Origin of the sequence: Micromonospora sp. WMMD998, assembly GCF_029581235.1 — a bacterium.
Classification (GTDB): domain Bacteria; phylum Actinomycetota; class Actinomycetes; order Mycobacteriales; family Micromonosporaceae; genus Micromonospora.
Window position 1 is genome coordinate 3483768 of record NZ_CP120740.1, and the last position, 25004, is coordinate 3508771.

Consider the following 25004-nt stretch of genomic DNA (forward strand, 5'->3'; position numbering starts at 1 on the left):
CGCCATGCGGGGGGCCGCAGGCTCGGGGCACGAGATCGCACCGAGCGGGCCGCCGACCCAGGCGGCCGGAGGAGAAACATGAGCATGACCGGATCCGAGACCGGGCCGAACCTCGTCGGCTTCCGGATCAACCACCGCACCATGCGGGCCGACACGCGACGGTTGGCCGAGCTGGCGGACCGCGTGGCCACCGGCCAGATCGGGTACGACCGCCGCCGGGCGGGAGCCCTGCGGACGTACGTCCGGCTGCTCTGCGACGGCATCCACCATCACCACCGGATGGAGGACGAGGTCCTCTGGCCGGTGCTGGAACGCTCCGCCGCGGACGAGATCGACCTGCGGGAGCTCAGCGACGACCACGCCTCACTCGATCCGGTGCTGGACGAGGCGCGCGCGGCCGTGGACGACGTGGTCGCCGTGTTCGCCTCCGGCGGCGCGGGGGGCGAGCGGGCGCGGGTCGCCGCGGGTCGCCTCGCCACGGTCCTGGCCCACCTGCGTGACCTCCTGGACGAGCACATCGAGGAGGAGGAACGACTGGTCTTCCCGGTGATCCGGCGGTACGTCAGCGTGGCGGACTGGAACACGGTGGAGCGGGCGGTGCGCAAGGGGGGCGCGTTGCGTTTCGAACTGCCCCGCATCGAGCGGTACGCGCAGCCGGACGAGTGGGCCGAGCTGAAGCGGACGGCGGGACCGGTGCTGCGGCTGACGCTCGCGGCGTTGCGGCCGGGCTTCCGTCGCCGGGAGGCGCGGGTCTTCGGCGGGTGAGCGGGCCGGCGGACCGGCTCAGGCCGGCGCCGCCACGTAGGCCGAGTCGTCGCGCCACGGCACCGCGTCGACGGCGCGGGCCAGCCGCAGCCCGGCGTCCCGGTGCGCGGCGGCGGTCGCCGGTTCGCCGAGCGCGGCGGCGAGTTCGGCGAGGGTCTGGTCCACCGGGCCGAGCGAGATCGACCCGCACTCCAGCCCGGCGAAGCGCCCGGCCCACGGCGTCAGCTCCCGGTAGCAGCGCCGGGCGGCCGGGCGGTCGCCGAGCCGGGCCGCGACCTGACCGCGCAGGGTCATCCAGTACAGCCACAGGTAGTCCGGGCGCACCGGCGCGTCCGGCCGCCACACCGCCCGGGCCGCGTCGTGGTCACCGGCGGAGAGCAGGGCGTGGGCCAGCACGTCGTGGGCGTCGTCCGGCACCCGCGCGTGCACCTGCCGGAGCTCGTCGACCACCTCGTGTCCGCGTCCGGCCACGCTCAGCACGGTGAAGCGGCCCATCAGCCCCATCGCCGCCGCGTTCGGGCCGCCGACGCGGCTCATCCGGTCGCTGACCTCCGCGTAGCGTCGGGACGCCTCGTCCAGGTCGCCCCGGAACAGGGCGCGCAGGCCGGTGAACCAGCCCATGACGGCGAGGATCAGGCCGAGCTGCCCGGTGGTCGCCTCCGCCACGGCGCGGTCGACGTGGTGGCGGGCCCGGTCGAAGTCGACGTCGGCGAGCGCCGCCTGGTAGAGGATGTGGTGGGCCTGGCAGCGGTACGCGGTCAGCCCCGCCGCGTCGGCCGTCGCGAGCAGCTCCCGGCCCACCGCGGGCAGTTCGGCGCGGTGCGCCGGCGCGACGGTGACGAAGTAGCGGGCGTTGAGCGCGCGGCACAGCACGCCCGGGTCGTCCTGACGGCGGGCCAGCGCGAGGGCCTCCCGGGTGACCTCGTCGGCGCGGCCCAGGTCGGCGCCCTCGATCTCGAACGCGAGCGTGCTCAGCAGTTGTGAGCGCAGCGTCGGGCGGTCCTGGCCGACCCGGGCCAGCTCCCGCTCCAGCAGCCGCACCAACGGCTCGTCGACCACCCGGTCGGGCCGGATGGTCCAGGTGACCGGGGCGTCGATGCAGGTCAGCGCGGCGTGCACGGCCGCCGGGTCGTCGAGGTCGGCGGCCAGCCGGAGCGCCTGAGCCCGGGCGGCGCGGGCGGTCAGCACGTCCCCGGCGAGCGCGCTGGCGGCGGCCAGGTCACGGTGCAGGTCCAGACGGGTCCGGACGGCGGTGGCCGGCGCGAGGTCGACGGCGCGCAGCGCGCCGGCCCAGAGCGCGGCGGCCTCCCGCGGCGCGCCGAGGTCACCGGCGCGGCGGGCCGCCGCGGTGAGGTGGACGACCGCCTCCGCGGCGGTGGACCGGGTGAGGGCCGCGAGGGCGTGCCGCCCCAGCGCCGCCACGTCGTCGGCGCGCTGCTCGCGCAGCACGGCGAGGACGCGGCGGTGGATCCGGGTGCGGCGCAGCAGGGGAACGCTGTGGTAGAGCGCGTCGCGCATCAGCGCGTGGGCGAACCGCACCCGCCCCGGTGCGGGTTCGACGAGCAGACCCGCGGTCACGCCGGCCTCCAGCCCGTCGAGGATCGGCTCCTCCGGGCCACCCTCGACGGCGAGCAGGATGTCGACGTCGGCCTCCGTGCCGCAGACCGCCGCGTGCCGCAGCACGGTGCGGGCGCCGGCCGGCAGTCGCGCCAGCCGGCGGGCCAGCACGTGACCGAGGCCGGCGGGGACGCCGTCGAGCGCCGCCGCCGGCCCCTCGGCCGCGACCAGTTTGGCCAGCTCGATGGTGAGCAGGGGATTGCCGGCCGAGCGTTCCCCGACCGTGTGCGGCAGTTCCGGATCGGCGCTGTCCACCCCGTGGCGGCGCAGCAGCTCGGCGACGGCGTCCGGGCCCAGGCCGCCGAGTTCGAGGTCGACCGCGGGCACCCCGGCCAGCGCCGCCCGCGCCCCCACCAGGTCGTCGGTGACCTCGTCCGGCCGGTACGTCGCCACGACGAGCGCCGGCGCACCGGCGAGGGCGGCGGCGAGGTGCCGGAGGATCCGCAGGGTCTCCCCGTCGGCGCGGTGGACGTCCTCGATCACCAGCAGCAGGGGCGCCCGGGCGGCCAGCCGGGCCAGGTAGGCGGCCAGCGCCAGGCGGAGGTGGAACTCGTCGTACCCGCCGGGGCCGCCGCCGGGCGGGTCGGTGTCCAGCAGCAGACGCAGGCCGTGCGCCTCGGCGTCGTCGAGGGGGAGGAGCCGGCGGGCGGCGGTGACCACCTCGCGCCAGGCCCAGGCCGGCGGTGCGCCCTCGATCTGCGGGCAGTTCCCGACGAGCGGCTGCCAGCCCTCGGCGGCGAGGGACCCGGCGAGATGCTGTGCCAGGGCCGACTTGCCGGCTCCCGCCTCGGCGCCGACCCAGCAGATGCCGAGACCGGATCCGGTGGCGCGGGTGGCCGCGGCCCGGAGCCGGGCCAGTTCCGCCTCGCGGCCCACCGGGTGCGTCGACTGCGTCGCGGTGGTGGCCGGGGGCCGGATCGTGGCTGCCGGCGCGGGCACGCCGGCCTCCAGACGCGGGCTCTGGCGCAGCAGATCCGTCTCCAGGGTCCGCAGCTCGCGGCTGGGGTCGATGCCCAGTTGCTCGGCCAGCGTGGCGCGGACGGCGCGCAGCACGTCGAGCGCGTCGGCCTGCCGCCCGAGCCGGTAGAGCGCGACCGCGAGCAGCATGGCGCCGCGTTCCCGCAGCGGGTGCTCGCGCACGTGCGGGTCGAGGTCGCGCACGACCTCGTCCGGCCGGTTCAGGTCGAGCAGGAGCCGCGCCCGCTGCTCGACGGCGCTCAGCCGGAGCTGGGCCAGCCGCTCGCCCTCCCGCTCCGCCCACGGCTCCCCGCCGAACTCGGCGTACGGGGTGCCCTCGTGCCAGCAGTCCAGCGCCGCGTCCAGGGCACTCATCGCGGCTTCCGACCGCCGCTCGGCGTCCGGCGGGACCGCCCGCAGCGCCGCCTCGAACCGCCAGGCGTCCACGTCCGAGGTCGGCAGCCGCAGGGCGTAACCGGGGGCGGCGGTGACGAGGACCCGGGCCGGGGCGCGCCGCGGCCGGTCCGGCTCCAGCGCCCGGCGCAGGTTCGACACGTACACCTGAAGGGCCGCCTGGGCGCGCGGGGGTGGGTCTCCCGACCAGAGATCCTCGACGAGCCGGTCCACCGACACGGCGTGGCCGCCGCCGGCGACGAGCCGGGCCAGCACCGCCCGTTGCCGGGGCGCGCCGAGGTTGACCGGGGCGCCGCCGCGGGTGGCCCGCACCGGACCGAGCACGCCGATCGTCGTCACGCTGCGACCCTAGTGGGGCGGGCCGGCCCGGCAGATCCCACGTTCGACGGTCCCGGCCGGTCCGCTCGGGTTCCGGCCCGCCGCCGGTCAGCGGGTGGAGACGCCTCCGCTGAGCGCGTCCGACGTCAGGCCGGCCTCGTGCCCGACCACCACGACGTGCACGAAGGCCTGGGGCATGCCGGTGAAGTGCCAGGTGCGCCGGCCGGTGTCCGACGTGCCGGGGACGATCGCCCAGGTGGCGCCGACCTCGGTGGTCGGGTAGTCCTCGCCCGGCGTGGTCTGCAACCAGCTCAGGTCGATCCGGTAGTTGTCCTCCCGGACCGAGTTGTCGGTGAAGGTGACGTCCAGGGTGCGCTCGCCCGCGTGGTACCCGGGGGTCAGCGTCAGGTCGCCGGGCGGCACCGGCCGGACCGTGTACTGCGGGCAGGACAGCGGGGCGACCTCGGGCACCGGTTGGCTGCCGTCGGGCACGTTGTTCGCGGTGACGCAGAACCGGTGCGTGCCGGCCGCCGCCGAACTGGGCACCGTGAAGGAGAAGCCGACGAAGGCGCCCCGCCCCGCGTGCCACAGGTCCGCCGGCCGGGTCACTGCGGGCGGCACGTCGGTCCCCACCGTCACCCGCACCGGGCCGCCGTTGGGGTCGCTGGCCCAGCCGCTGACCCGCACCGCCCCGCCGACGTACTCCCACGACTCCAGCGCGCCCATCGGGTACTTGTCGCTGCCCACCGGCGGCGGCGGTGGCTCCGTCGGGCTGTCGTCGCAGGCCGGCGGTGGGTTGGGTACGTCGCAGTAGGGGCGGGCGAGCGCGGTTCCGGCGGTGACCGCGACCAGGCCGGCGCTGACGGTGAGCGCCAGGCCGGCGGCGAGAAGTTTCTTCATGGGCGCAGCACAGCAGCCGCCACTTGGGTCCGACTTGGCATGTGGCCCGGGGGCGCGTTAAGCCGCCGCCAAGCTGTCCGGGAGAGCTTCCCACCGAATTCCACGCGGCGCCGGGGTGGGCCGCGCGACGACGGAGGGAACGGCATGGGCAACATTCTGGTCACCGGTTCGGTGGACGGCATCGGTCGGCGGACCGCGGCGCACCTTGTCGCCCGGGGGCACCGGGTCGTGCTGCACGCCCGGAACGAGGAGCGGGCGGCGGTCGCCAAGGCGGCGCTTCCGGCGGCGGAGGCGATCGTGGTCGGCGACCTGGGTTCGATCGAGGAGACCACCGCGCTCGCCCGGTCGCTGTCCGGGTACGGCCGGCTGGACGCCGTCGTGCACAACGCGGGAATCGCCCGGCTGGACGCCCCGGCGCGGGAGTTGACCCGGGACCGGCTGGAGTCGACGTTCCAGGTGAACGTGCTCGCGCCGTACCTGCTGACGGCCCTGTTGCCGCGGCCCGGGCGGCTGGTGTTCGTGTCGTCGGCGATGGCCGCCGACGGTGTGTCCGACCTGACCGACCTGCGGTACGACGCGCGTCCGTGGAACGGGGTCGAGGCGTACTGCACGTCGAAGCTGCTGGACCTGGCGCTCGCGTTCGCCGTGGCCCGGCGGTGGCCCGACGTCCTGAGCAACGCGGTCGACCCCGGCTGGGTGCGCACGCGGATGGGTGGCGACGCCGCGCCGACGAGCCCGGACGACGCCGCGCGGGCCCAGGCGCGCCTCGCCGTGGGCACCGGCCCCGACGCCCTGGTCAGCGGGGCCTACGTGAGTGACCGCGACTGGCGACCGGAGCGCGGGCGGATCGACCCGGTGGCAGACGAGCTGCTCGCGCGGTGCGCGGAGCTGACCGGCGTCGCCTTGCCCGGGTGACGACACGGCCGCGGCCCCGGCGCGGAACGCGAACAGCCCGGGCGACCTAATTCGGTCGCGGCGGTCGCCGTGGCCGTGCGAGCCTCAACGGCGGCACACCACCGTGCCCGGTGCGGGGGCATCGACCGGGCACGATCACGACGAGGAGCGACCATGCGAGCAGATTCCACGCTTCGGACCCTGGACCGTCCTACCGTGGAGTTCTGCCGTGGCCCTGTTGAACCTCGGAATCGTCGCCCATGTTGACGCCGGAAAGACCAGCCTGACCGAACGCCTGCTCTACGAGGCGGGCGCCGTGTCCCGGCTCGGCAGCGTCGACGCCGGCACGACGCGCACCGACTCGATGGAGTTGGAGCGTCGGCGCGGCATCACCATCCGGGCGGCCGTCACGTCGATCACGATCGGTGATCTGCGCATCAACCTGCTGGACACCCCCGGCCACCCCGACTTCATCGCGGAGGTCGAGCGGTCGCTCGCCGTGCTGGACGCCGCCGTGCTCGTGGTGTCGAGCGTGGAGGGGGTGCAGCCGCAGACCGTCGCCATCTGGCGGGCGCTGCGGCGCATCGGCGTACCGACGATGCTCTTCCTCAACAAGGTGGACCGGCGCGGCGCCGACACCGACCGGGCGGTGACCCAGGTCCGCCGGCGGCTCGCCGCCCGGCCGGTCCTGCTCACCACGGTCGTCGGCCAGGGCACCCGCGACGCCCGGGTGCGGGTCGTGGGCCTCGACGCCGAACCGGTGGTGGAGGCGGTGGCGGAGGTCGACGACGCGGTGGCGGCGCGGTGGCTCACCGACGCGCCGGTGCGCGGGCGCGAGGTCCGGCGCGCGATCCGGCACGCGGTACGCCGCGGCGCGCTCACGCCGGTGGCGTGCGGCTCGGCGATCACCGGCGCCGGGGTGCGCCAACTGTGCCACCTCCTGACCGACCTGCTGCCCCGGGGCGAGCAGCGCGACGGTCCGCCGGTCGGCACCGTCTTCGCCGTCGACCGGGACGGCCACGGCCGGCGAACCTGGCTGCGGCTGTGGTCCGGGCGGCTACACGTCCGGGACCGGGTCCGGCTCGCCGGCGCCCGGCCCGAGACGGTCACCCAGATCGCCGTCATCGAGCCCGCCGGCGTCCAGGTCCGTCCCTCGGTGGCCGCCGGGCAGATCGCCGCCGTGCGCGGCCTGTCGGCCCGGATCGGCCAGCACATCGGGGAGCCGCCGCGGCGGCACGCCTACCGGTTCCCGCCGCCCACCCGCCAGGCGGTCGTCGAGCCGGTCGAACCGGACCAGCGCCTGGCGATGTTCGCCGGCCTGGCCGAGCTGGCCGACGAGGATCCGCTCGTCGACCTGCGGCTCGACGAGCACCGGGCGGAGGCGGTGATCCGCCTGCACGGCGAGGTCCAGAAAGAGGTGCTGGCCGCGCTCATGGCGGACCGGTACGGCGTCCGGGTGCGGTTCTCCGGCACGCTCACGGCCTGCATCGAACGGGTCGCCGGCACCGGTGTCGCCGAGGAACGGGTGCGCGAGCGCGGCAACCCGTACCTGGCCGGGCTGGGGTTGCGCATCGAGGCCGCCCCGGTCGGGCACAGCATCGAGTTCCGCCCCGGCGTCGAACCCGGCCGGCTCCCGCCGGCGTTCGTCGCCGCCACCGAGGAGGGCGTGCGGGCCGCGCTCCGGCACGGCCGGCACGGCTGGCCGGTCACCGACTGCGTGGTCACCATGACGGCGTCCCAGTACTGGCCCCGACAGAGCCGGCCGCACCAGAAGTTCGACAAGTCCATCTCGACCGTCGCGGCGGACTTCCGCAACCTCGCCCCGGTCGTGGTCGCCGCGACGCTCCGCCAGGCCGGTACCCGGGTGTGCCAACCGGTCGAGCGGTTCGACGTCAACGTTCCGCAACACGCGGTGGAGACGGTGATGGCGCTGCTCGGCCGGCTCGGAGCGGCCGTGCACGACATCGCCGGCGCCGACGGATATCTCGAGGTGCACGGCACCCTGCCGTCGGCGCGGGTCCCGCACGTGGTCGCCGCGCTTCCCGACCTCACCGGTGGCGAGGCCGTGCTGACCACCACCTTCGACCACTACGCGCCGCTGACCGGCGAGGAGCCGGCCACGCTGCCCCGGCGCGGACCCGACCCGGACGATCGGGAGGCGTGGTTCCGGGCCGTGCCGCGGTAGGCCGCCGCGCCACCGTACGCCCTCACCAGTGCCGGGCGACCGACGCCGCGTCGCGGTCGGCGCGGAAGAAGCGCGTGACGGCCAGCCGGGTCGCCCGGGGCCGGCTGCCGTCCGCGCCGATCTCGATCAGCAGGTCCCGGTCGGCGCGGTCCGCGGCAAGCGTGCTCAGCAGCGACAGGCAGGTCCGGCCGGTGTCGCCGGTCGGGTCGGCCGCCCAGTGCGCCAGCAGCGCCGCCAGCACGTCGGCCCGCAACCCCGGGTCGTCGGTGCTCCACAGCGTCCCCGTGGTGACCAGAAGTTGCCCGGCGGCGACGGCCCAGCCCGGCTCCACCAGCCGGCTCCGCAGCAACGCGGGCGGCACCCCGGCCCGCTGGAACACGTGCGCCCCGACGAACGGCGATCGTGTGGTGTTCATCAGGGACATCCAGCCGTCCGGGCTCAACTGCCGGGTCAGCGGTCCCGCCGCCAGATGCTCGACCAGGCTGGGCCAGACCGGGACCAGGGCGTGCCGGTCGGCGCGGAACAGGTCGGTGGCGAGCAGCAGGTCGCGGATCCGCTGCGGCCAGTCGGCGAGCTGCCGCGCCGGCGGATGGGGCGCGTGCGTCGCCGTCCACTCCGCCACCGCGGCGACCGGGTCGGCGCCCGCCACGGCCGCGGTCGCGGCGACCTCGACCAGCTCGGTGTGCCGCCCGGCCAGCCAGTCGGCGACCGCCGGGCCCTCCGGGGGACGGTCGCGCAGCGCCGCGCAGGTGGCGTCGAGACGGTCCCGACCGCCGCGCAGCAGGGCCCGCACGAAGTTGTCGAGCAGGGCCGCCGGGCCGGGCGGGCCGACCGGGTCGTCGCGGCGGTCGCGCCAGATCAGCGCGGCGACGGTGGCGATCAGCGGGTTGCGCACCGGGTTGGTGATCCGCTGGGTGTGTGTCCAGGCGAGGAAGCCCTGGGCCTCGTCGTGGTCCGGGAACCACCTGCGGGCCAGCGCGGTGACGTCGGCGCGGGTGAACGGCGCGAGCTGGTAGGCGGGATAGTCCGCTCCGAGCGTGGCCAGCTCGGTGGCGTCCAGCGGCCGGGTGGTGACCAGGATCCGGTACGGCGGCGCGGGGGAGCGGCCCGCCGCGGCGAGCCGGTTGAGCACGTCGCTCCGCTCGTCCGGGTCGGCGACCGCGTCCACCCCGTCCACGCAGACCAGCCAACGGACGCCGGGCGGCGTCCGGCGGAAGTCCGGCGACTCGCCGTACGTGGCGGCCAGTGCGTCGGGCAGCGCGTGCCGGACCAGCGCGGCGGCCGGCAGGCGTACCAGCACCGGGCCGCGGGGCCGGCGCCACCGGCGACCCCGGTGGCGGAGCCAGCGCGCGGCCGAGCGGGCGCTCTCGTACGCGATCAGCGCGGTCTTTCCGCTGCCCGGCTCACCGACGAGCAGCACGTGTGAGGCGCCGCTGAACAACTGCCCGGCGTCGACGGTCTCCTCGGGTCGGCCCAGCCGAGGCGCCGCCCGGCGGGGCACGTACACGTCGGAGAGCGGGCGCACCTGCTCGCCGAAGCGGTGCGGGTGGACGATCCCGGCGTCGGCCTCCCGCTCCCACAGCCCGGTGAGCGTCGCCGACCAGCCCGGCCGGCGCAGGTGCCGGTGGACGGCGACGGCGGCGCCGGCCAGCGCCAGGCTGCTGCTCACCACGCTGGCGACCTTGGCCCAGAGGTCCAGGGTCATGGGCGCTCCGACGCCGGTCCGTCGGTGCCGTGCGCGGCCCCGCAGTCCTGGCAGTACGCCCCCGTCTGCGGCTCGCCGCAGTGTGACCAGGGCGCGACCGGGGCGGCCGGCGTGGACGGGCGGCGTCCGTCGCCGTCCGCGCCCCACCGGGTGGTGGTGTGCGCCGCGACCCGGGACGGCTCGGCCCGCCGCCAGTCGACGTCCTCCTTGAGCCGGACCAGGCCGGCGGCGGCGTCGTGCACGTCCACGATCCGGGCGATCCGCCGTACGTCGGCGTCCTTGCCGGCGTCGTGCGCGAGCGCCACCGCCCGCCCGAGCCGCTCCTCGGCCTCGCCGACCCGGCCCGCGCGCGCCGCCGCCAGGCCACTGTGGAACGCCGCGGCGTAGTCCTGCTGCCCGGTGTAGAAGGCGACGCTCGGGTGGATCTCCGAGTTGCGCAGCGTGTCGTCGGTCCACTCCACCGTCAGCGGCACCTCCACGGTGGCCGCGCCGGTGTCGGTGTCGGTGCTGAGCCAGCCGATCCGCCGCCGGGTCCCGGCGGCGAGCGGGTCCACCTCCAGGCCCAGGTGGTAGTCGCGGTGGTCGTGCGGGCTCCAGGCGCCGATCGGGTACGCGGTGGTCAGCTCGCCGTCCGGCGCGCCCCGCCCGGTGAGGTCGGCGATGGTCGGGTGCACCTGCTTGACGAACCGGACCCGGGCCAGCTCGGTGGTGCGCACCCGCAGCCGCGCGTTCGCCACCCGCCGGGCCATCGCCCGGGACAGGACCGACCGGAACTCGTCGCCCAGGCCGGTGAGGTCCTCCACCGGGACCACCGGGTTCGCGCCCAACGCCTCGGCGATGCCGAGCAGTTCGGCCGCGTCCCAGTCGTGCACACCGTCGGCCGAGCCGATCGCCCGGCAGTCGACGGTGAGGTGTCCCTCGCACTCGCCGACGGCGGCCCGCAGGTCCTCCGGGCGTTCGGTCTCGTTGCGGCCGTCGGTGAGCAGGATGGCGTGGCCGATCGCGTCCGGCCGGGTCGCCAGCAGCCGCCGGGCCAGCCGCAGCCAGGCGCCGATGGCGGTGCCCCCGTGCGGGGAGAGGGAGTGCAGCGCGCGGCGGGCGGCGGCCCGGGTGCGTTCGTCGGCGACCGCCAGCCGCTCGTCGCCGGGGAAGACCATGGTGGCCGCGCCGGTGCCGGCGACCACCGCGAAGGCGACCCCGTCGGGCAGCGCGTCGATCGCGGCGACGCCCGCCTGCCGGGCGGCCCGCATCTTGGCCTGCGGCGCGCCCATCGACCCCGACGTGTCCAGCAGGATGACCTCGGCCAGGCCGTCGTGGCGCGCGTCCCCGGCCGGTTCCGGGCCGCGCACGGTGGCGATCACGTCGAGCACCGTGCCGTCCGCCGGCAGGTATTCCGCGTGGTGCGCGGTGACCGCGAGCGGTCGGCCGTCGGCGTGTTCCATGGGCGCCTTCCTTCGTCTCAGGGCCGTCGGGCCGCGGTCACCACCACGTCACCGGCCGGTAGGCGTTGGCCAGGTCGACCAGCTCGATCCGGTCCCGCCGGTCGGCGGTGCGCCGGGCGCGGGAGCGGCACCGGCGCTCGAAGGCGCGACGCAGGCTGGTGTCGTCGAGCGGTTCGCCGAACAACCGCCGGCCGGCGTGCCGGGGGTCGGTGAGGTCGCAGTCGAGCGCGATCCGCAGGATGTCCGACTCGACGCTCTCCCGCTCGGCGAACGGCGGCAGCTTGTCCACGATCGTGGCCGCCTCCAGGGCGGTGGCCAGCCGACGCCCGTCGTCCGGCGCGTCGCGCAGGATCCGCACCGCGCAGGCGACCGCGTCGGTGCCGGCGCGGGAGGACTCCGGCACGCTCAGCAGCGCGTCGGCGGCGCCCCGGGGGTCGTCCGTGGCGAGCCGGCACCGGGCCAGCCCGAAGGCCGCCGCCAGCACGCCCCGGTCGGTGTCCCACACCCCCCGGTAGTGGTCGGCGGCCTCGTCGGGGACGTCGGCGAGTTCGCAGGCGACCGCGTACGCCAGCCGGGTGGAGACCTCGCCGGGCAGCCAGCCGTACACCTGCTCGAACCAGCGCCGGGCGGCGTCCGTGTCCCGGCCGACCAGGGCGACCAGGCCGCGGTGCCACCACAGCGCCCAGTCGCGCCGGTCCTCGGGGACGTCGGCGAGCAGCGTGCCCGCCTCGGCCACCCGGCCGGCGGTGAGGTGGGCCCGCACCGCCCGGTAGACCACAGGCGCGGTCCGTTCGGGGGCGGTGGCCAGCAGTTCGATGAGTTCGTCAGGGTCGGCGGGGCCGAGCGAGGCGAGGAAGCCGGCGGCCGGGTCGGCGCCGTCGACGAGCGGCGCCGGCAGGCCGAGCAGCACCTCCACCAGGTCCACCGCGCCGTCGGTGTGCAGGGCGAACGCGCAGGCCGAGGGGCTGAACAGGGTGGACCGGCTCGGTCGGGGCTCGCCGTCGGCGGCCGAGGCGACCTGCTGGCGCACCCCCCGGACCTGTTCGCGCATCTGCGCGGCGGACCCGAACCGGTCGGCCGGGTCGGCCGCGGTGGCCCGGGCGAGCAGGCGCAGGAACGGGTCGAGCCGGGCCGGTGTGGGCAGCCGCCGCACGGCCGGGCCGGCGGGGATCCGGGACACGTCCACGGACCGGGTGACAAGCGTCAGCGCGGCGAGGGTACGCCCGACGGCGTAGATGTCGGAACGGATGCTCGGCCCGGCGGCGCCGAGCCGCTTGACCTCGGGGGCGGTGTATCCCTCGGTGCCCCAGGCGGGGCTCACCCGATTGTCGATCCTCCGGGCGGCGCCGAAGTCGACCAGCTTGATGACGTCGGCGCCGACGCCGCCGACCCGCATGACGTTCTCCGGCTTGAGGTCGCAGTAGAGCCAGCCCTGGTCGTGCAGATAGCCGAACGCGTCGAGGATCTGCGTGCCGTAGTCGAGGGCCTGGGCCACGTCGAGCGCGGCGGGTCGCCCGCCCGGGCCGGCCGTGGCGCGCGACTCCTCCAGGGTGCCGCCGTTGACGAACTCCATCACCAGGTAGCCGGTGTCGTGGTGCGTCTCCGGCCGCAGCGCGTGGGTGATGGTGACGATGCGCGGGTGGTTCAGCGCGATGAGCGCCTGTCGTTCCGCGACGAACGCCGCGACGGCCTCCCGGTCCTCCGGGTTGCGCTGCCCCTTGAGCACCCGCCAGGCGCCGTCCATGTCCTGGTCGCGGGCGAGGAACACCCAACCGACACCGCCGTTGCCCAGGCACCCGGCGATCTCGTAGCGGGAGGCGCGCACGTCACCGACGGTCAGCGGCGGGGTGAACGAGTAGCGGGTGCCGCAGTCCGGGCAGTGGCCGCTGAGCCGGGTCAGCCGGGTGCGGCAGGTGGTGCTGGCGCAGATCCGGGCGGGTTCCGGCACCACCGGCTCGGCGAGCACGGCGGTCAGCGGGTCCCGGGGCCGGGCCGCCGGGAGCAGCGCCGCGACCTCCCAGGGCGGGGACGACACGGGCGGGGAGGACACCTGGACCGGGCGGGGCACGACAGGCGTCGGGGCCGCGCCGGTGCCGGCGCACTCGTGCCCCCACAGCCGGCAGAACCCGTCCGCGTCCACCTCGCCGGGGCAGTGGCGTTCCGCGCATCCCTGGCGCGTCCCGGTCATCGGGCTCCTCCGTTCACGGCCTGCTGGTAGGCGCGGACCGCCCGGCTCGCGGCGGCCACCCCGAACGTCGCGGGGCGCAGCCCGGCCACCGCGTCCCGGTAGGACCGCTCCAGGTCGGGGTGTTCGGCCCGGCCCTCGTCGGCGGCCTTCTGCCGGTATGCCGCGAGTCGCCCGCTCAGCTCCCGGTGGCACCGGACGCGCAGGCTGCGCCGGACCGCGTCGACCCGCTCCAGGTCCCGGTCGAGGGCCGCGCCGAGGGCCTCGGCGTCGGTCTCGGGCCGGTGCCCCGGGTCGGCGGCGGCGAGCCGGTCGAGCAGCCCGTCGGCGGTGAGCGGGGCGAGTGGGTCGGTGACGTCGCCGAGCCCTTCGGCGGCGGCCTCCGCGGCGAGGCGGCGCAGCCGGTGCAGCGACGACCGGACCCGGTGCCCCCGCTCCGCCAACCGGTGCGGGTCCGGCGTCGGCTGCTCCGGCACCGGGGGCGCGACCAGCCTGCGGATCCGCTCGGCCTGGTCGGCGGCGTCCTGCACGATCCGGGCGACCCGCAGTTGCTCGACCCGGACCTGGTCACCGGTGGCGGCGGTGAACCGGACCGCGCAGGGCGCGGCGAGCAGCCGGGTCAACGCCGCCTCGTCCGCCGGCTGCGCCGGGTCGAGCCCGGCCAGGTCCTCCTTGCGCCGGACGAGCGCCAGCGCCAGGCAGTGCAGCCGCAGCAGGTGTTCCTCGGCCGCCCGCGCGGCCGGCCGCGGGTCGGCCGGCGGAAACTGGCCGGCGACCGCGTGCTCCATCTCCTCCAGCAGGTCGCAGACGCGGGCGTGGGCGGCCTGGAAGGCGTGCAGCCGGTCCCGGACGGTCGGCAACGGTCGGCCTCCTCAGTCCGTCGGCGCGGCGGCCGGGCGCGGCGGCGGCCACCCGGTGACGGGTTCGCCGGGCGAGGGCATCATCGGCGTCCGCCTGCCGGTGACCGGGTCCCGTACCGCGTCCGGATGGTCGGCGAGCCAGTCGTCGTGTGCCCGCAGCCACTCCTGCCGGGTCTCGGGCAGGGCGAGGGCGTAGTTGACGAAGGCGGCCAACTCCGCGTCGTCGAGCCGGAAGGCGAAGGCGTGTGGCTCGTCGGTGAACCAGTCGCACTCGTCGTCGACGTTGTGGTCGCAGTATCGCTGTTCGCTGCGGGGCGGCTCGGTGACGAGGGTGGTGTCGGGGGCCATCTGGGCGAAACCGCGCAGGATGTTGTCGTCGGTGCTGACGCCGTCGACCTGGCCCTGGCGGAGCATCACCAGGCAGTCGATGGAGTGCTCCGCCGCCACCGGCACCAGCCGCTCGCCGCCGACCGTCCGGTAGCGGCGGATGGCGTCCAGCGAGGTGGTGTTGCGCGCGGCGCAGACCCGCCGCCCGCCCATCTCCTCCACGCCGGCGAACTCCGGCCCGCGGTCGCGTACCCGGACCAGCACCGTCTGCCCGGAGTCGAGGTAGTCGTTGGAGAAGATCACCTGCTTGGCGCGTTCGCAGGACGCGGTGAGGGACGTGGCCACCAGGTCGATCTGGTTGTCGTCGAGCATCTGGAAGGCGCCCTGGCCGGGCGGCACGACCCGGAACTCGACCCGGTCGCGGGGGTCGTCCTTCGGCCAGAGCGCCTTGACCACCCGCAGCAGCAGGTCGATGTTGAAGCCCTCGAACCGCTGGTTCGCCGAGTTCCAGTGGCTCATGGTCGCGTCGGACGGGTCGACGCCGGCGATCAGTCGCTGCGGCTGCCGCTCGATGATCCGCCTCGGCCGGCTGGCGCTGGCCGGCAGACTGCGCCGCACCGAGCAGAGCGGGGTCGCCTCGCCGGCGGGGGCGAGGGTCTGCGCGCCGGGGGGACGGGCCGCCGGCGCGGGGGTGGTCGCCGCCGGCGCGGTGCACCCGGCCAGGGCGGCCAGCAGCGCGCCGGCGAGCAAGCCCCCGACCGCCACCGGACCTCCTCCGTGGGTGTTCACTGGTATTCCAGGTAGCGCTGGCGCAGGCCGGCGACCACACCGCCGCCGGCGAGCAGGATGACCCAGGCCGCCGCGCCGCCGAGCGGGCGGGGCGCCGCGGGCAGCCGTTCCCGCGCGGCGTCCGCGCGGGCGCCGTCCGCGCGCAGGGCGTCCTCGAGATTGCTCTTCGCCACTTCGAACGACCGGCCGACCGGCCCGTCGCGGAGCACCGTGTCGACGGCGTCGCGGAACGCGTCGCGGGTCCTGCTCTGCCGGGCGGACCAGACGTCGTCCAGGGCCGCGCAGTCGATCGGCGCGGCCCGGCCCGAGGCGGGGAAGCAGAGCCCGCGGGCGTCGAAGTCGGCCCGGTGCCCCGCCGGGTCCACACTGGCACCGAGGCCCAGATAGAGGTCGGCGCGCCCGGCGAGCAGGTCACCGAGGCGCTGCTGGCTGGTGCTCTGCGCCGCGATGGCCGACTCCAGGTCGCCGAACCGGTCGTCGGCGGCCGGCCAGTGCCACCACGACGCCACGAGCATGGCCAGCACGGCCACGGCCGCGCCGGAGGCGAGCAGCAGCCCGGCGTTCAACCGCCGCCGGGTCCGGCGACGCAACCAGAGCTGGGTGGCGACGAGCGCGCCCAGCAGCGCCAGCGGCATCAGGACCGAGGCCGCCACCCAGGGGCGGGCGGCGGCGCGGGCGTGCAGCAGCCGTCGCGTGTCGTCGTCCCAGAGCCGCTGGGCCTCGGTGAGCAGTTCGGTGGACATGTAGTGGGACGCCTCGCGGGCGTACGCCGAGGCGAGCACCGCACGGGCGGCGGCCGACCGGGCCGCTCCGGCCGGGCCGGAACCGCCGGCCGTCGCCGGGCATGCCGCTGACGTGTCCGGACCCGCGCCGCCGGTGACGTCCCCGCCGGCGGTGGCCAGGGCCGCGCAGACCACGCCCCGGTAGACGGTCAGCCGGGAGCCGATCGCGGCCAGCCGGTTCAGCCGGTCCGGATCGTTGACCGCCTCGCCCGTGGCGTCGGTGAGCTGCCGCTCGACGCGGCGCACGGCGGCGTCGTAGTCGGCGCGCAGCGCACCGCGCCGGGCCTCGTCCGGTGGCAGCAGGAAGACGGCGCTGGCGGCCACGTCGGCGTCGGCCAGCCCCTGGTAGATCTCGCGGGCGGTGGTGCTGGTGGCCATGGCGACACCGACGGCGCGTTGCCCGAGATTGGCGGCCGGGGCGCTGGACCGCACGGCGACCACGGCGGTGACGAGCAGCGCCAGGCCCAGCCCGACGCCGTGTAGCACGATCAGCGCCGGGGTGCTCCGCACCGTCCTGTTCGGCATGCGCGGTCCCTTCCGGCCAGGCTCCCGCACCTCCACTGTAGAACTCCCTGCGTCACCGGGCGAACACCTGGGTAACCGATGTCGGCGAGTGATCAGCCTCGCAGGCTGGGTCAACAGTGCGTAGCGCCATGTCCGGTATCTGACGGGCCGGGCGGCTCACAGTCAGGCCAGGTGCACCGCCAGCTCGCGCTTCAGCACCTTGCCGCCCCCGCCGAGCGGGAAGGACGGCAGGAACTCGACCCGGCGGGGACACTTGTAGGCGGCGAGGCGGTCCCTCGCCAGCGCGACCAGCTCGGCCGCCAGCTCCGGGCCGGCCGAGAATCCGTCGCGGACCACGACCGCGGCACACACCTCCTCGCCGAGCCGGTCGTCCGGCAGCCCGACCACGGCGACCTGCCGGACGGCGGAGTGCCGGCTGAGGACCTCCTCGATCTCACGCGGGTAGACGTTGTGGCCGCCCCGCAGGATCACGTCCTTCTTCCGATCGACGATCGTGAGATAGCCGTCCTCGTCGAACTGACCGAGGTCCCCGGTGCGCAGCCAGCCGTCGACGACGGTCCCCGCCGTCGCCTCCGGCAAGTTGAGATAGCCGGCCATGATGTTGTGCCCGCGCACCACGACCTCGCCCACCTCGCCGTCCGGCACGAACGCGATGGCGTCGGCGCGGTCGGCGTCGGCCACCCGTACGTCGACGCCCCAGATCGGGCGGCCCACCGTGCCCGGCTTCGTCGGCCACCACCTCTGGTTGTAGGCGACGCAGGGCGACGCCTCGGTGAGCCCGTAGCCCTCGTACACCTCGCAGCCGAAGGCGGCACGGATGGCTTCGAGCGTGGCGACGTGCAGCGGCGCGCCGCCGCTGAACACGCGGTCGAGCCGATACCGGCCGGCGTCGCCCGGCGCCATGGCGGCCAGCATCGTGGTGAACATCGTCGGCACGCCCATGAACAGCGTGCACCCGTGCCTCTCGATCAGGTCCAGCGCCCGCGCCGCGTCGAACCGCCGCATCAGGACGACCGACGCGCCGGCGAGCAGGCAGGTGCCCAGACCGCAGATGAGGCCGAACGAGTGGTAGAGCGGCAGGGCCCCGAGCAGGACGTCGTCCGCCGTCACGTCGAACGGCGACACCCTGGTGACCATGATGTTCATCGTCACGTTGAGGTGGGTGAGCATCGCGCCCTTGGGCCGTCCGGTGGTCCCCGACGTGTAGAGGATGATGGCGATGTCGTCCGGCCGGCGCGGCTCGTACGTGGTGAGCGGCGCCGCCGTGCCGGCCAGCTCCGCCTCGGTGAGCGCCGGCACCCGCGCCGCACGCGCCGCCTGCCCCGCCTCGGCGATCAGCGCCTCCGCGCAGATCAGCAGCACCGAGCCGGAGTCGGTCAACGTGTACTCGACCTCCGCCGGCCGGGCCGACGTGGCGACGGGCACCACCGTCGCTCCGGCGGCCCAGATCGCGAAGCACGCCACCGGCAGGTCCGGGGTGTTCTCCAGCATCACCGTGACCGCGTCGCCCGGGCGGACGCCCCGCGCCTTGAGCGTCGCGGCGGCCCGCAACGCCCGCTGCCAGAGGTCGCCGTAGGAGACCTCCTCGTCCTCGGTCACCAGCGCGGTGCGCCGGGGACCACGGGCGGCGGACTCGGCGAGGATCGCGGCCACCGACATCGTCAGCACGGCCGGTGGCCCCGCACGCGCCGGGCGGCGGAGCCCTCGCCCGCCGTCACTCCGTCGCCTCCGCCACCAGATGCCCCGCGTTGGCGCGGGGCAGCCCCAGCTCGTTCCAGATGTCGTCCAGGGCGTCGGCGAAGCGGACGATCTCCGCCTCGTGGTGCGTGGCCGACGGCGTGGCCCGCAGCACGGCCTGACCCGGCCGGACGCTCGGCGCGTCGATCGGCTGCACGTAGATGCCGTGGCGGTGCAGCAGGATGCTGGAGGCCGTCCGGCAGTTCGCCTCGTCGCCGACGAACACCGAGACGATGTGCGACATGGCCGACACGTAGGGGATGCGGCGCTCGTCCAGGAGCCGGTGCGTGATCGCGGCGTTGCGGTGCAGGATCTCCCGCTCCGTCTCCGACGTGGTCAGGTGACGCACCGCCGCCAGAGCGCCGGCCGCCATGGCCGGCGGCAGCGACGTGGTGAAGATGAAGTACGGCGAGAACATGCGCACCGCCTCGATGAGCGGTTCCGGTCCGGCGACGTAGCCGCCGACCGTGCCGAACCCCTTGGCGAGCGTGCCCATGATGACGTCGAACTGGTCCTGGATGCCCTCCTGCGCGGCGACCCCGGCGCCGCGCGGGCCGTACATGCCGACCGCGTGGACCTCGTCGAGGTAGGTCAGGGCGTGATGACGACGGGCGAGGTCGGCGATCTCGGCGAGCGGCGCGACGTCGCCGTCCATCGAGTAGATCGACTCCATGACGATCATCTTGGGCCGGTCCGGATCCACCGAGGCGAGGAGTTCGGCCAGGTGTTCGACGTCGTTGTGCCGGAAGATCCGCTTCTCGGCGCGGCTCTGCCGGATGCCGTCGATGATCGACGCGTGGTTCTTCTCGTCCGAGAAGACGACGGTGCCGGGCACGCGGCCGGCCAGGATCGCCAGGGCCCCGGTGTTGGCCGTGTAGCCGGTGCTGAACAGCAGCGCCCCGTCCTTGCGGTGCAGCGCGGCGAGTTCGGCCTCCAACTGGATGTGGTAGCGGTTGGTGCCGCTGATGTTGCGCGAGCCGCCGGAGCCCGCCCCGTTCTCGTCCACGGCGTTCTTCACCGCGTCGAGCACTGTCGGCGCCTGGCCCATGCCCAGGTAGTCGTTACTGCACCAGACGCTCACCTCGGCGCTGTCGGGAGGCAGCATGGGCGCGTTGGCCCGGGGGAACCTGCCGGCGATCCTCGATATCTCGAGGAATTCGCGGCGGCCGTGCGACAGCGCGTCCATCTCGGTGGAGATGAGCTCAAGGAGATGTGTCATGGGTATCGGGCTCCCTTACTCGGCCTCGGTGGGTAGGTAGGACCAGGTGGCGACGACAGCCGCTACGCCGGGTGATCACGCGCCGCGCATCTGGCGCAGGACTTGCGCATCCGCCTTGCCGAACTGCGTCGTCGCGAGATCCGACACCAGTTCGATGACCGCCGGAACGTGCAGGGGAGACATCTTCTCGGCCACGAAATCGGCCAGTTCCTCGGACGTGAGGTCGCCGTGGGCGGCGCGTGGCTGCACGTACGCGCAGATGGAGTCGCGCAGGTCGGCGTCGCGGACCTTGATGACGCTCGCCCGGGCGACGGCCGGGTGCAGCAACAGCACGCGCTCGATCTCCGCCGGGTAGATCTTGATGCCGTCGGTCTTGACGACGTGGTACAGGCGGTCGACGAGGTACAGGTAGCCGGCGTCGTCGAAGTATCCGATGTCGCCGGTGTGGAACCAGCCGTCGCGCAGCGCCTTCTCCGTCCGCACCGGGTCGAGGAAGTACTCCGTCATCATCCCGGGGGTACGCACGCACACCTCGCCGGGGGCGTTCGCGTCCAGGTCGGCGCCCGTCTCCGGATCGCGGATGACCACCTGGACGGTGGGGATCGGGCGCCCGGCGCTGGCGAGGAGGTTCTTGTCCCGGTGGTCGGCGGGGGTCAGCGCGGAGATCCGGCGACTCTCCGTCGTTCCGTAGTACTGGACGAAGATGAGACCGAACCTCTCGACGGCCCGCTCGATGCGGGCCGGCGAGATCGGGGTGCCGCCGTACATGACGAGGCGCAGGCTCGACGTGTCGACCTCGTTCAGGCGCGGGTGGTCGAGGATCTGGTACAGGTGCTGGGTGGCCCAGAACGTGCCACCCACGCGCTCGCGCTCGATGGTGTCGAGCACCCGGCCGGCGTCGAACTGCTCGTGCAGGATGACGACCCCTTCGTGCGCCAGCACCGAGTCCACCGAGATGCCGGCGTTGCTGAGCGGAATCGTGACGAGGTAGCCCGACGGCCCCAGGTTCATGCTCTTCACCTGGTTCATCGCGCCGACGGTCTCGCGGTGCCACGAGCCGTAGTTGCGGCAGATGCCCTTCGGCTTCCCGGTGGTGCCACTGGTGTAGATGATGGTGGCGGTGTCGCCCTCGACGATGGGCCGGGGCTCCGGCAGGGCGTCGTCGTCCGCGTCGCCGGCGGACAGGTCGGCGTCGACCGGGGTGCCGTCGGAGCCGTAGGTGGCGAGCTTGAGCGGACCCTTGACGGCGTCCCGCAGCCGGCGGGCGACACCGAGACTCTCGACGTCCACGGCGAGCAGCGTCGCGCTCACCTCGTTCAGGATGTCGACCTGCTGGCTCTCGGCCAGCGACTCGGCCGCCGAGTTCGCGTTCACCGAGAGGATGTGCACCAGGCGCGCACCGAGGAGGTGGGCCGCATAGCGGGTGTAGATGATGGTCGGGCTGTTCGATGCCGACAGGGCGGCGACCGTGTGGGTACGGTCGATGCCCAGCTCCTGCATCCGGCGGGTCGCGGCCACCGTCGAGCGCACGAACTCACCGGCGGTGATGCTCTGGTCCCGCCACTTCACGACGACCTCGTCCGGGCGGCTGGCCAGCGAGTCGAGGATCCGCATCACGTAGTTCGGGCAGGCCGACTCGGCGGCGGTTCGGTCCATGGGTACCTTCCCTGTTCTTGTCGTCAGCGTCGCCCGGTCGGTGTGGGCACCAGGTATCCACGGAGGGCGGTGGGTGGAGGCGGTGCGCTGCGTGCGCGGGTCACCCGCAGATGGTCAGCGTCACGTCGAAGATGGAGAGGTTCACGTTGGTGTAACCGCGCAGGCTGAACTTCCAGGAGCCGGTCTTGCCGAGCGTGTCGCCGGCGGTGCCGATCAGCGGAATGGTCTGCGGCTTGCCGGCGACCGCGTCCGCGATCGAGATCGGCACGGTGCCGAAGAGCGTGCCGCCGCTGGGCATCTGCACGGTCACCGCGAGCCACTCCCAGAGCGTGCCGTCGACGGGGTTGGTGTAGACCAGCGCGGTGCCCTCGCCGGTGACGACCAGCTCGCCCGCCGCGTTGTAGACGTCGTCGTGGTAGACGACGGTGTCGCCGTCGGTGGTGCCCGGCGCGCGGCCGTCGTGCTTGGTCAGGTGGGACTGGTCGGTGAGGTCGGCGGTCACCACGCACGGGCGGGGGTGTGCGGCCGGGACCGCGGACGCCGCGGAGCCGCCCAGGACGGCGGTGGCGGCGCCGCCCAGAACGATCGTGGACAGCAGGGCGGTGAGTCGCTTCGGCCTTGGCTTGCGCATGAGCGTCGGTCTCCTTCGCATGGTCGCCGGCCTCCCGGGCGTCTGCCCACCGGTGCGGCCAGCCTCGGTGACGGCGCTTGCCCCGGCCTTGCAGCCGGCTAAAGCGCGCCCAAGGCGGACCGGCCGCCCGAGGGCCGGGGCCCGAACCGCGCCTGGCGGGGCACCGCAAGGTGCCCCGCCAGGGAGGACGTGCCCGTGCCGCCGCCGTGGCGGTCAGCCGCAGAAGGTCGCCGTCACGTCGAAGATGGACAGGTTGGGGCCCTCGTAACCGACCAGGCTCCACTTCACCGCGCCGACCTTGCCGACCGTGTCGCCGGCCGTGCCGACCACCGGGATGGTCTGCGGATTCCCGGCGACCGCGTCCTCGATCGCGAACGTCGTGGTGCCGAAGTACGTGCCGCCGCTGGGCATCTGGATGGTGATGGCGAGAAACTCCCAGAGCGCGCCGCTGCGGGGGTTGGTGTAGACCAGCACGGTGCCCTCGCCGGTGAAGACGACGTCACCGGCCTTGTTGTAGACGTCGTCGTGGTAGACGACGCTGTCGCCGTCGGTGGTGCCCGGGGCGCGGCCGTCGTGCTTGGTCAGCTGGGAACGGTCGGTGAGGCCGGAGGTCACCGAGCATCGCTTGCCGTGCCGGGCCGGGACCGCGGACGCCACGGAGCCGCCCAGGACGACGGTGGTGGCGCCGCCGAGAACGATCGCGGACAGCAGGGCGGTGAGCCGCTTCGGCCGTGGCTTGCGCATGAGCGTCAGTCTCCTTAGCAGGGTTGGCCGGCCCTGCGGGAGACGGAGCCGGCTCGGAGGCGGTACGGCACCTGCCGTACCGATGCCGATCGTGTGTGGCGGCGCTTAAGCGCCGCTAACCCGGGCCGGGTCCGGGCCCGGAGCGCCGACGCGGCATAGGGGACGGACCACTTAGGGGCGGGCTAGGGGTGCTGGCCGGCGAGGGGTATCCCTACGGTGAGCGTGTCCTTACCCGAATGATGGAGGTCTGATGAGCGTCGCGGGAACCTGGCAGCTGATCATCGACAGCCCGATGGGCAAGCAGGAGGGCGAGGTCGTCCTGCACGTCGACGGCGATGACGTCACCGGCACCCTGACCAACAAGACGATGAACCAGCAGTCCGAGATCTTCGACGGCCACGCCGACGGCGACACGGCCACCTGGAAGATGGAGATGGCTTTGGTCAAGGTCACGCTGACGTTCAACGTGACGGTGGACGGCGACACCATGACCGGGAAGGTCACCGCCGGCCTCATCGGCGGGTTCAACCTTGAGGGCAAGCGGGCCTGACGCCTGATGCGCCGCCTGCCCCGCGGGTGGGCGGCGCGTCAGACGTCGCGCCGCCCGAAGACGACGAAGGCGGCGGCCAGCGCGGCGGCCACCAGCGCCGCCAGCAGGCCCAGACCGGCCCAGCCGTCGAGCGCGTCGACGTCCGGCACCACCTTGGTCAACTGGGCCGCAGCCGTGGTCGGCCAGTAGCGGCCGAGCACTGACGACAGCGGCTCGGGCAGCGCCGGGATGAACGACGGCACCAGCACCGTCAGCACCGCGACCGTGATCAGCCCGGCCGTGGTGCTGCGGGTCAGCACGCCGAGTGCGACGCCGAGCACCCCGACCGCGGCCATCACCAGCCCCGCCCCGACCACCGCGAGCAGCACCCCGGGCGCGCCGAGCGTCGTCGACGGGGCACCCTGCGCGGCCATCACCGGTTGTCCCACCAGGAACGCCAGGAGCGCGACGAGCTGGCCCAGGACCAGCGCGCCGGCGGTGAAGACGGCCACCTTCGCGGCGAGCAGGCGGCTGCGGCGCGGAACGGCGCCGAGGCTGGCCCGGATCGTGCCGCTCGCGTACTCGCTGGTGATGGTCAGCACGCCCAGGATGCCGATGACCAACTGGATCGACAGGTAGACGCGCAGGCTCGACGCGGCCGGGTCGAAGGACGCCCGGGCCTCCGGCGACGAGCGGGCGTAGTCGCGGCCGGCAGCGTAGCTGGTGAGCATCCCGAAGCCGGCGCCCATGCCCAGCGCCAGCAGCGCGCCGTAGGCCATCGACCGCAGGCTGCGCACCTTGGTCCACTCCCCGGCGAGGACTCCGGTCAGGCTCATCGGGCTCCGTCCTCGATCATGGCGGATGGCGGGGCGGCGTACTCCACGCTGTCCCGGGTGAGGTCGATGAAGGCGTTCTCCAGCGAGGGCTGGACCGGGGTCAGCTCGGTGACCACCACCCGGTGCCGGGCGGCCAGGCGGCCGACCCCCGGGCCGTCCAGGCCGTGGACCCGGAGCGCGCCGTCCGGCTCGACGTCGACCGAGGCGCCCGCGCCGCGCAACAGCTCGGCGAAGGCGTCCGCGCCCTCGGCCCGCACGAGCATCGATCCGGGTGCGCGGTCACGCAGGAGCGTGGTGGTCGGGGTGTCGGCGATCAGCCGTCCCTTGCCGATCACCACGAGGTGGTCGGCGATCAGCGCCATCTCACTCATCAGGTGGCTGGAGAGCAGCACCACCCGACCCTCGTCGGCCAGCCGGCGCAGCAGCCCGCGGAGCCAGACGACGCCCTCCGGGTCGAGCCCGTTGAGCGGCTCGTCGAGCATCACCCCGGCCGGGTCACCGAGCAGGGCGGCGGCGATGCCGAGACGCTGTTTCATGCCGAGCGACCAGCCGCCTGTCGGTCGGTGGGCCACCTCGGTCAGGCCGACCAGGTCGACCGTCTCGCGGACCCGGCGTACGCCGATGCCGTTGCTCTGGGCCAGTGCGAGCAGGTGGTGGAAGCCGTCCCGACGCGGGTTGACCGCCTGCGCGTCCAGCAGGGTGCCCAGTGTGGTCAGTGGGCGCGGCAGCTCGGCGTAGGCGCGGCCGTCGACGGTGGCGGTGCCGGTGGTGGGCCGGCCCAGCCCGAGGATCAGCCGCATGGTGGTGGTCTTGCCGGCGCCGTTGGGGCCGAGGAAACCGGTGACCAGGCCGGGACCGACACGGAAGGTGAGATCCGAGATCGCGGTGGTGTGCCGGTAGCGCTTCGTCAGGTGCCGCACGTCGATCACGGAGCCATTCAACCGTGCCTCCTCGCGCCGGAACCAGCCCGGAATGTCGGTTCCGCCC

At 74.8% G+C, this 25004-nt stretch carries 19 protein-coding genes; 4 read left to right on the forward strand and 15 right to left on the reverse strand.

Annotated features, from left to right (window positions below; translation table 11 throughout):
* Positions 1–84: 84 nt before the first annotated feature.
* A complete protein-coding gene (locus O7619_RS16205) occupies positions 85–765 on the forward strand; it encodes a hemerythrin domain-containing protein (protein WP_282281736.1) in 681 nt (226 codons plus the stop codon).
* Positions 766–783: 18 nt separating this feature from the next.
* Here the strand turns inward: O7619_RS16205 and O7619_RS16210 are convergent, their stop codons facing one another.
* Positions 784–4092, reverse strand: coding sequence for a BTAD domain-containing putative transcriptional regulator (locus tag O7619_RS16210; protein ID WP_282281738.1), 3309 nt, complete (start codon positions 4090–4092; stop codon positions 784–786).
* Between the two features lie 87 nt (positions 4093–4179).
* The gene (locus O7619_RS16215; protein WP_282281740.1) at positions 4180–4971 is read right to left on the reverse strand and encodes a hypothetical protein; all 792 of its coding nucleotides are present in this window, start codon (positions 4969–4971) and stop codon (positions 4180–4182) included.
* A gap of 144 nt (positions 4972–5115) precedes the next feature.
* On the opposite strand from O7619_RS16215, the gene O7619_RS16220 reads away from it, so the two are divergent.
* Positions 5116–5886 carry an SDR family NAD(P)-dependent oxidoreductase gene (locus O7619_RS16220; protein ID WP_282281741.1) on the forward strand — a complete coding sequence of 257 codons (771 nt, stop codon included), beginning with the start codon at positions 5116–5118 and terminating at the stop codon, positions 5884–5886.
* Positions 5887–6094: 208 nt separating this feature from the next.
* Positions 6095–8050 (forward strand): TetM/TetW/TetO/TetS family tetracycline resistance ribosomal protection protein, encoded by a 1956-nt coding sequence (locus O7619_RS16225; RefSeq protein ID WP_282281742.1) that lies wholly within the window; start codon positions 6095–6097, stop codon positions 8048–8050.
* A 22-nt stretch (positions 8051–8072) separates the two neighbouring features.
* On the opposite strand, the gene O7619_RS16230 is transcribed toward O7619_RS16225, so the two are convergent.
* The 11 genes from O7619_RS16230 to O7619_RS16280 all read right to left on the reverse strand — a co-directional run bounded on the left by O7619_RS16230 (position 8073) and on the right by O7619_RS16280 (position 22652).
* The gene (locus O7619_RS16230; RefSeq protein ID WP_282281744.1) at positions 8073–9755 is read right to left on the reverse strand and encodes a hypothetical protein; all 1683 of its coding nucleotides are present in this window, start codon (positions 9753–9755) and stop codon (positions 8073–8075) included.
* A complete protein-coding gene (locus O7619_RS16235; protein WP_282281745.1) occupies positions 9752–11197 on the reverse strand; it encodes a VWA domain-containing protein in 1446 nt (481 codons plus the stop codon). Before O7619_RS16235 ends, O7619_RS16230 begins: the two co-directional genes overlap by 4 nt.
* A gap of 37 nt (positions 11198–11234) precedes the next feature.
* Positions 11235–13385, reverse strand: coding sequence for a serine/threonine-protein kinase (locus O7619_RS16240; RefSeq protein ID WP_282281746.1), 2151 nt, complete (start codon positions 13383–13385; stop codon positions 11235–11237).
* Positions 13382–14242 carry a hypothetical protein gene (locus O7619_RS16245; RefSeq protein ID WP_282281748.1) on the reverse strand — a complete coding sequence of 287 codons (861 nt, stop codon included), beginning with the start codon at positions 14240–14242 and terminating at the stop codon, positions 13382–13384. Before O7619_RS16245 ends, O7619_RS16240 begins: the two co-directional genes overlap by 4 nt.
* Positions 14243–14254: 12 nt before the next feature.
* Positions 14255–15334, reverse strand: a complete 1080-nt coding sequence (locus O7619_RS16250) for a transporter substrate-binding domain-containing protein (RefSeq protein ID WP_282281749.1) — start codon at positions 15332–15334, stop codon at positions 14255–14257.
* Between the two features lie 20 nt (positions 15335–15354).
* Positions 15355–16665, reverse strand: a complete 1311-nt coding sequence (locus O7619_RS16255) for a hypothetical protein (protein ID WP_282281751.1) — start codon at positions 16663–16665, stop codon at positions 15355–15357.
* 162 nt (positions 16666–16827) lie between these two features.
* Positions 16828–18324 (reverse strand): long-chain fatty acid--CoA ligase, encoded by a 1497-nt coding sequence (locus tag O7619_RS16260; RefSeq protein WP_282288848.1) that lies wholly within the window; start codon positions 18322–18324, stop codon positions 16828–16830.
* A gap of 55 nt (positions 18325–18379) precedes the next feature.
* The gene (gene hemA, locus O7619_RS16265) at positions 18380–19621 is read right to left on the reverse strand and encodes a 5-aminolevulinate synthase (protein WP_282281753.1); all 1242 of its coding nucleotides are present in this window, start codon (positions 19619–19621) and stop codon (positions 18380–18382) included.
* A 75-nt stretch (positions 19622–19696) separates the two neighbouring features.
* Complete coding sequence (locus O7619_RS16270) at positions 19697–21277, reverse strand: AMP-binding protein (protein WP_282281754.1); 1581 nt, start codon at positions 21275–21277, stop codon at positions 19697–19699.
* Between the two features lie 100 nt (positions 21278–21377).
* A complete protein-coding gene (locus O7619_RS16275) occupies positions 21378–21908 on the reverse strand; it encodes a hypothetical protein (protein WP_282281755.1) in 531 nt (176 codons plus the stop codon).
* A gap of 213 nt (positions 21909–22121) precedes the next feature.
* Positions 22122–22652 carry a hypothetical protein gene (locus tag O7619_RS16280; protein WP_282281756.1) on the reverse strand — a complete coding sequence of 177 codons (531 nt, stop codon included), beginning with the start codon at positions 22650–22652 and terminating at the stop codon, positions 22122–22124.
* A 250-nt stretch (positions 22653–22902) separates the two neighbouring features.
* Between O7619_RS16280 and O7619_RS16285 the strand changes: the two genes are divergently transcribed.
* The gene (locus O7619_RS16285; protein WP_281583484.1) at positions 22903–23202 is read left to right on the forward strand and encodes a hypothetical protein; all 300 of its coding nucleotides are present in this window, start codon (positions 22903–22905) and stop codon (positions 23200–23202) included.
* Between the two features lie 38 nt (positions 23203–23240).
* Here O7619_RS16285 and O7619_RS16290 read toward each other — a convergent pair whose 3' ends face one another.
* A complete protein-coding gene (locus O7619_RS16290; RefSeq protein ID WP_282281757.1) occupies positions 23241–24017 on the reverse strand; it encodes an ABC transporter permease subunit in 777 nt (258 codons plus the stop codon).
* Entirely contained in the window at positions 24014–24946 is a 933-nt protein-coding gene (locus O7619_RS16295) for an ATP-binding cassette domain-containing protein (RefSeq protein ID WP_282288849.1), read from the reverse strand. The genes O7619_RS16290 and O7619_RS16295 overlap by 4 nt, the downstream gene beginning before the upstream one ends.
* Positions 24947–25004 lie beyond the last annotated feature (58 nt).

Excerpts from the sequence above, each read along its gene's own strand:
- O7619_RS16205 (WP_282281736.1), top strand. The coding sequence starts at position 85 with ATGACCGGATCCGAGACCGGGCCGAACCTCGTCGGCTTCCGGATCAAC.
- O7619_RS16215 (WP_282281740.1), bottom strand. The coding sequence starts at position 4,971 with ATGAAGAAACTTCTCGCCGCCGGCCTGGCGCTCACCGTCAGCGCCGGC.
- O7619_RS16220 (WP_282281741.1), top strand. The coding sequence starts at position 5,116 with ATGGGCAACATTCTGGTCACCGGTTCGGTGGACGGCATCGGTCGGCGG.
- O7619_RS16230 (WP_282281744.1), bottom strand. The coding sequence starts at position 9,755 with ATGACCCTGGACCTCTGGGCCAAGGTCGCCAGCGTGGTGAGCAGCAGC.
- O7619_RS16235 (WP_282281745.1), bottom strand. The coding sequence starts at position 11,197 with ATGGAACACGCCGACGGCCGACCGCTCGCGGTCACCGCGCACCACGCG.
- O7619_RS16240 (WP_282281746.1), bottom strand. The coding sequence starts at position 13,385 with ATGACCGGGACGCGCCAGGGATGCGCGGAACGCCACTGCCCCGGCGAG.
- O7619_RS16255 (WP_282281751.1), bottom strand. The coding sequence starts at position 16,665 with ATGCCGAACAGGACGGTGCGGAGCACCCCGGCGCTGATCGTGCTACAC.
- O7619_RS16260 (WP_282288848.1), bottom strand. The coding sequence starts at position 18,324 with ATGTCGGTGGCCGCGATCCTCGCCGAGTCCGCCGCCCGTGGTCCCCGG.
- hemA (WP_282281753.1), bottom strand. The coding sequence starts at position 19,621 with ATGACACATCTCCTTGAGCTCATCTCCACCGAGATGGACGCGCTGTCG.
- O7619_RS16270 (WP_282281754.1), bottom strand. The coding sequence starts at position 21,277 with ATGGACCGAACCGCCGCCGAGTCGGCCTGCCCGAACTACGTGATGCGG.
- O7619_RS16275 (WP_282281755.1), bottom strand. The coding sequence starts at position 21,908 with ATGCGCAAGCCAAGGCCGAAGCGACTCACCGCCCTGCTGTCCACGATC.
- O7619_RS16280 (WP_282281756.1), bottom strand. The coding sequence starts at position 22,652 with ATGCGCAAGCCACGGCCGAAGCGGCTCACCGCCCTGCTGTCCGCGATC.
- O7619_RS16285 (WP_281583484.1), top strand. The coding sequence starts at position 22,903 with ATGAGCGTCGCGGGAACCTGGCAGCTGATCATCGACAGCCCGATGGGC.
- O7619_RS16290 (WP_282281757.1), bottom strand. The coding sequence starts at position 24,017 with ATGAGCCTGACCGGAGTCCTCGCCGGGGAGTGGACCAAGGTGCGCAGC.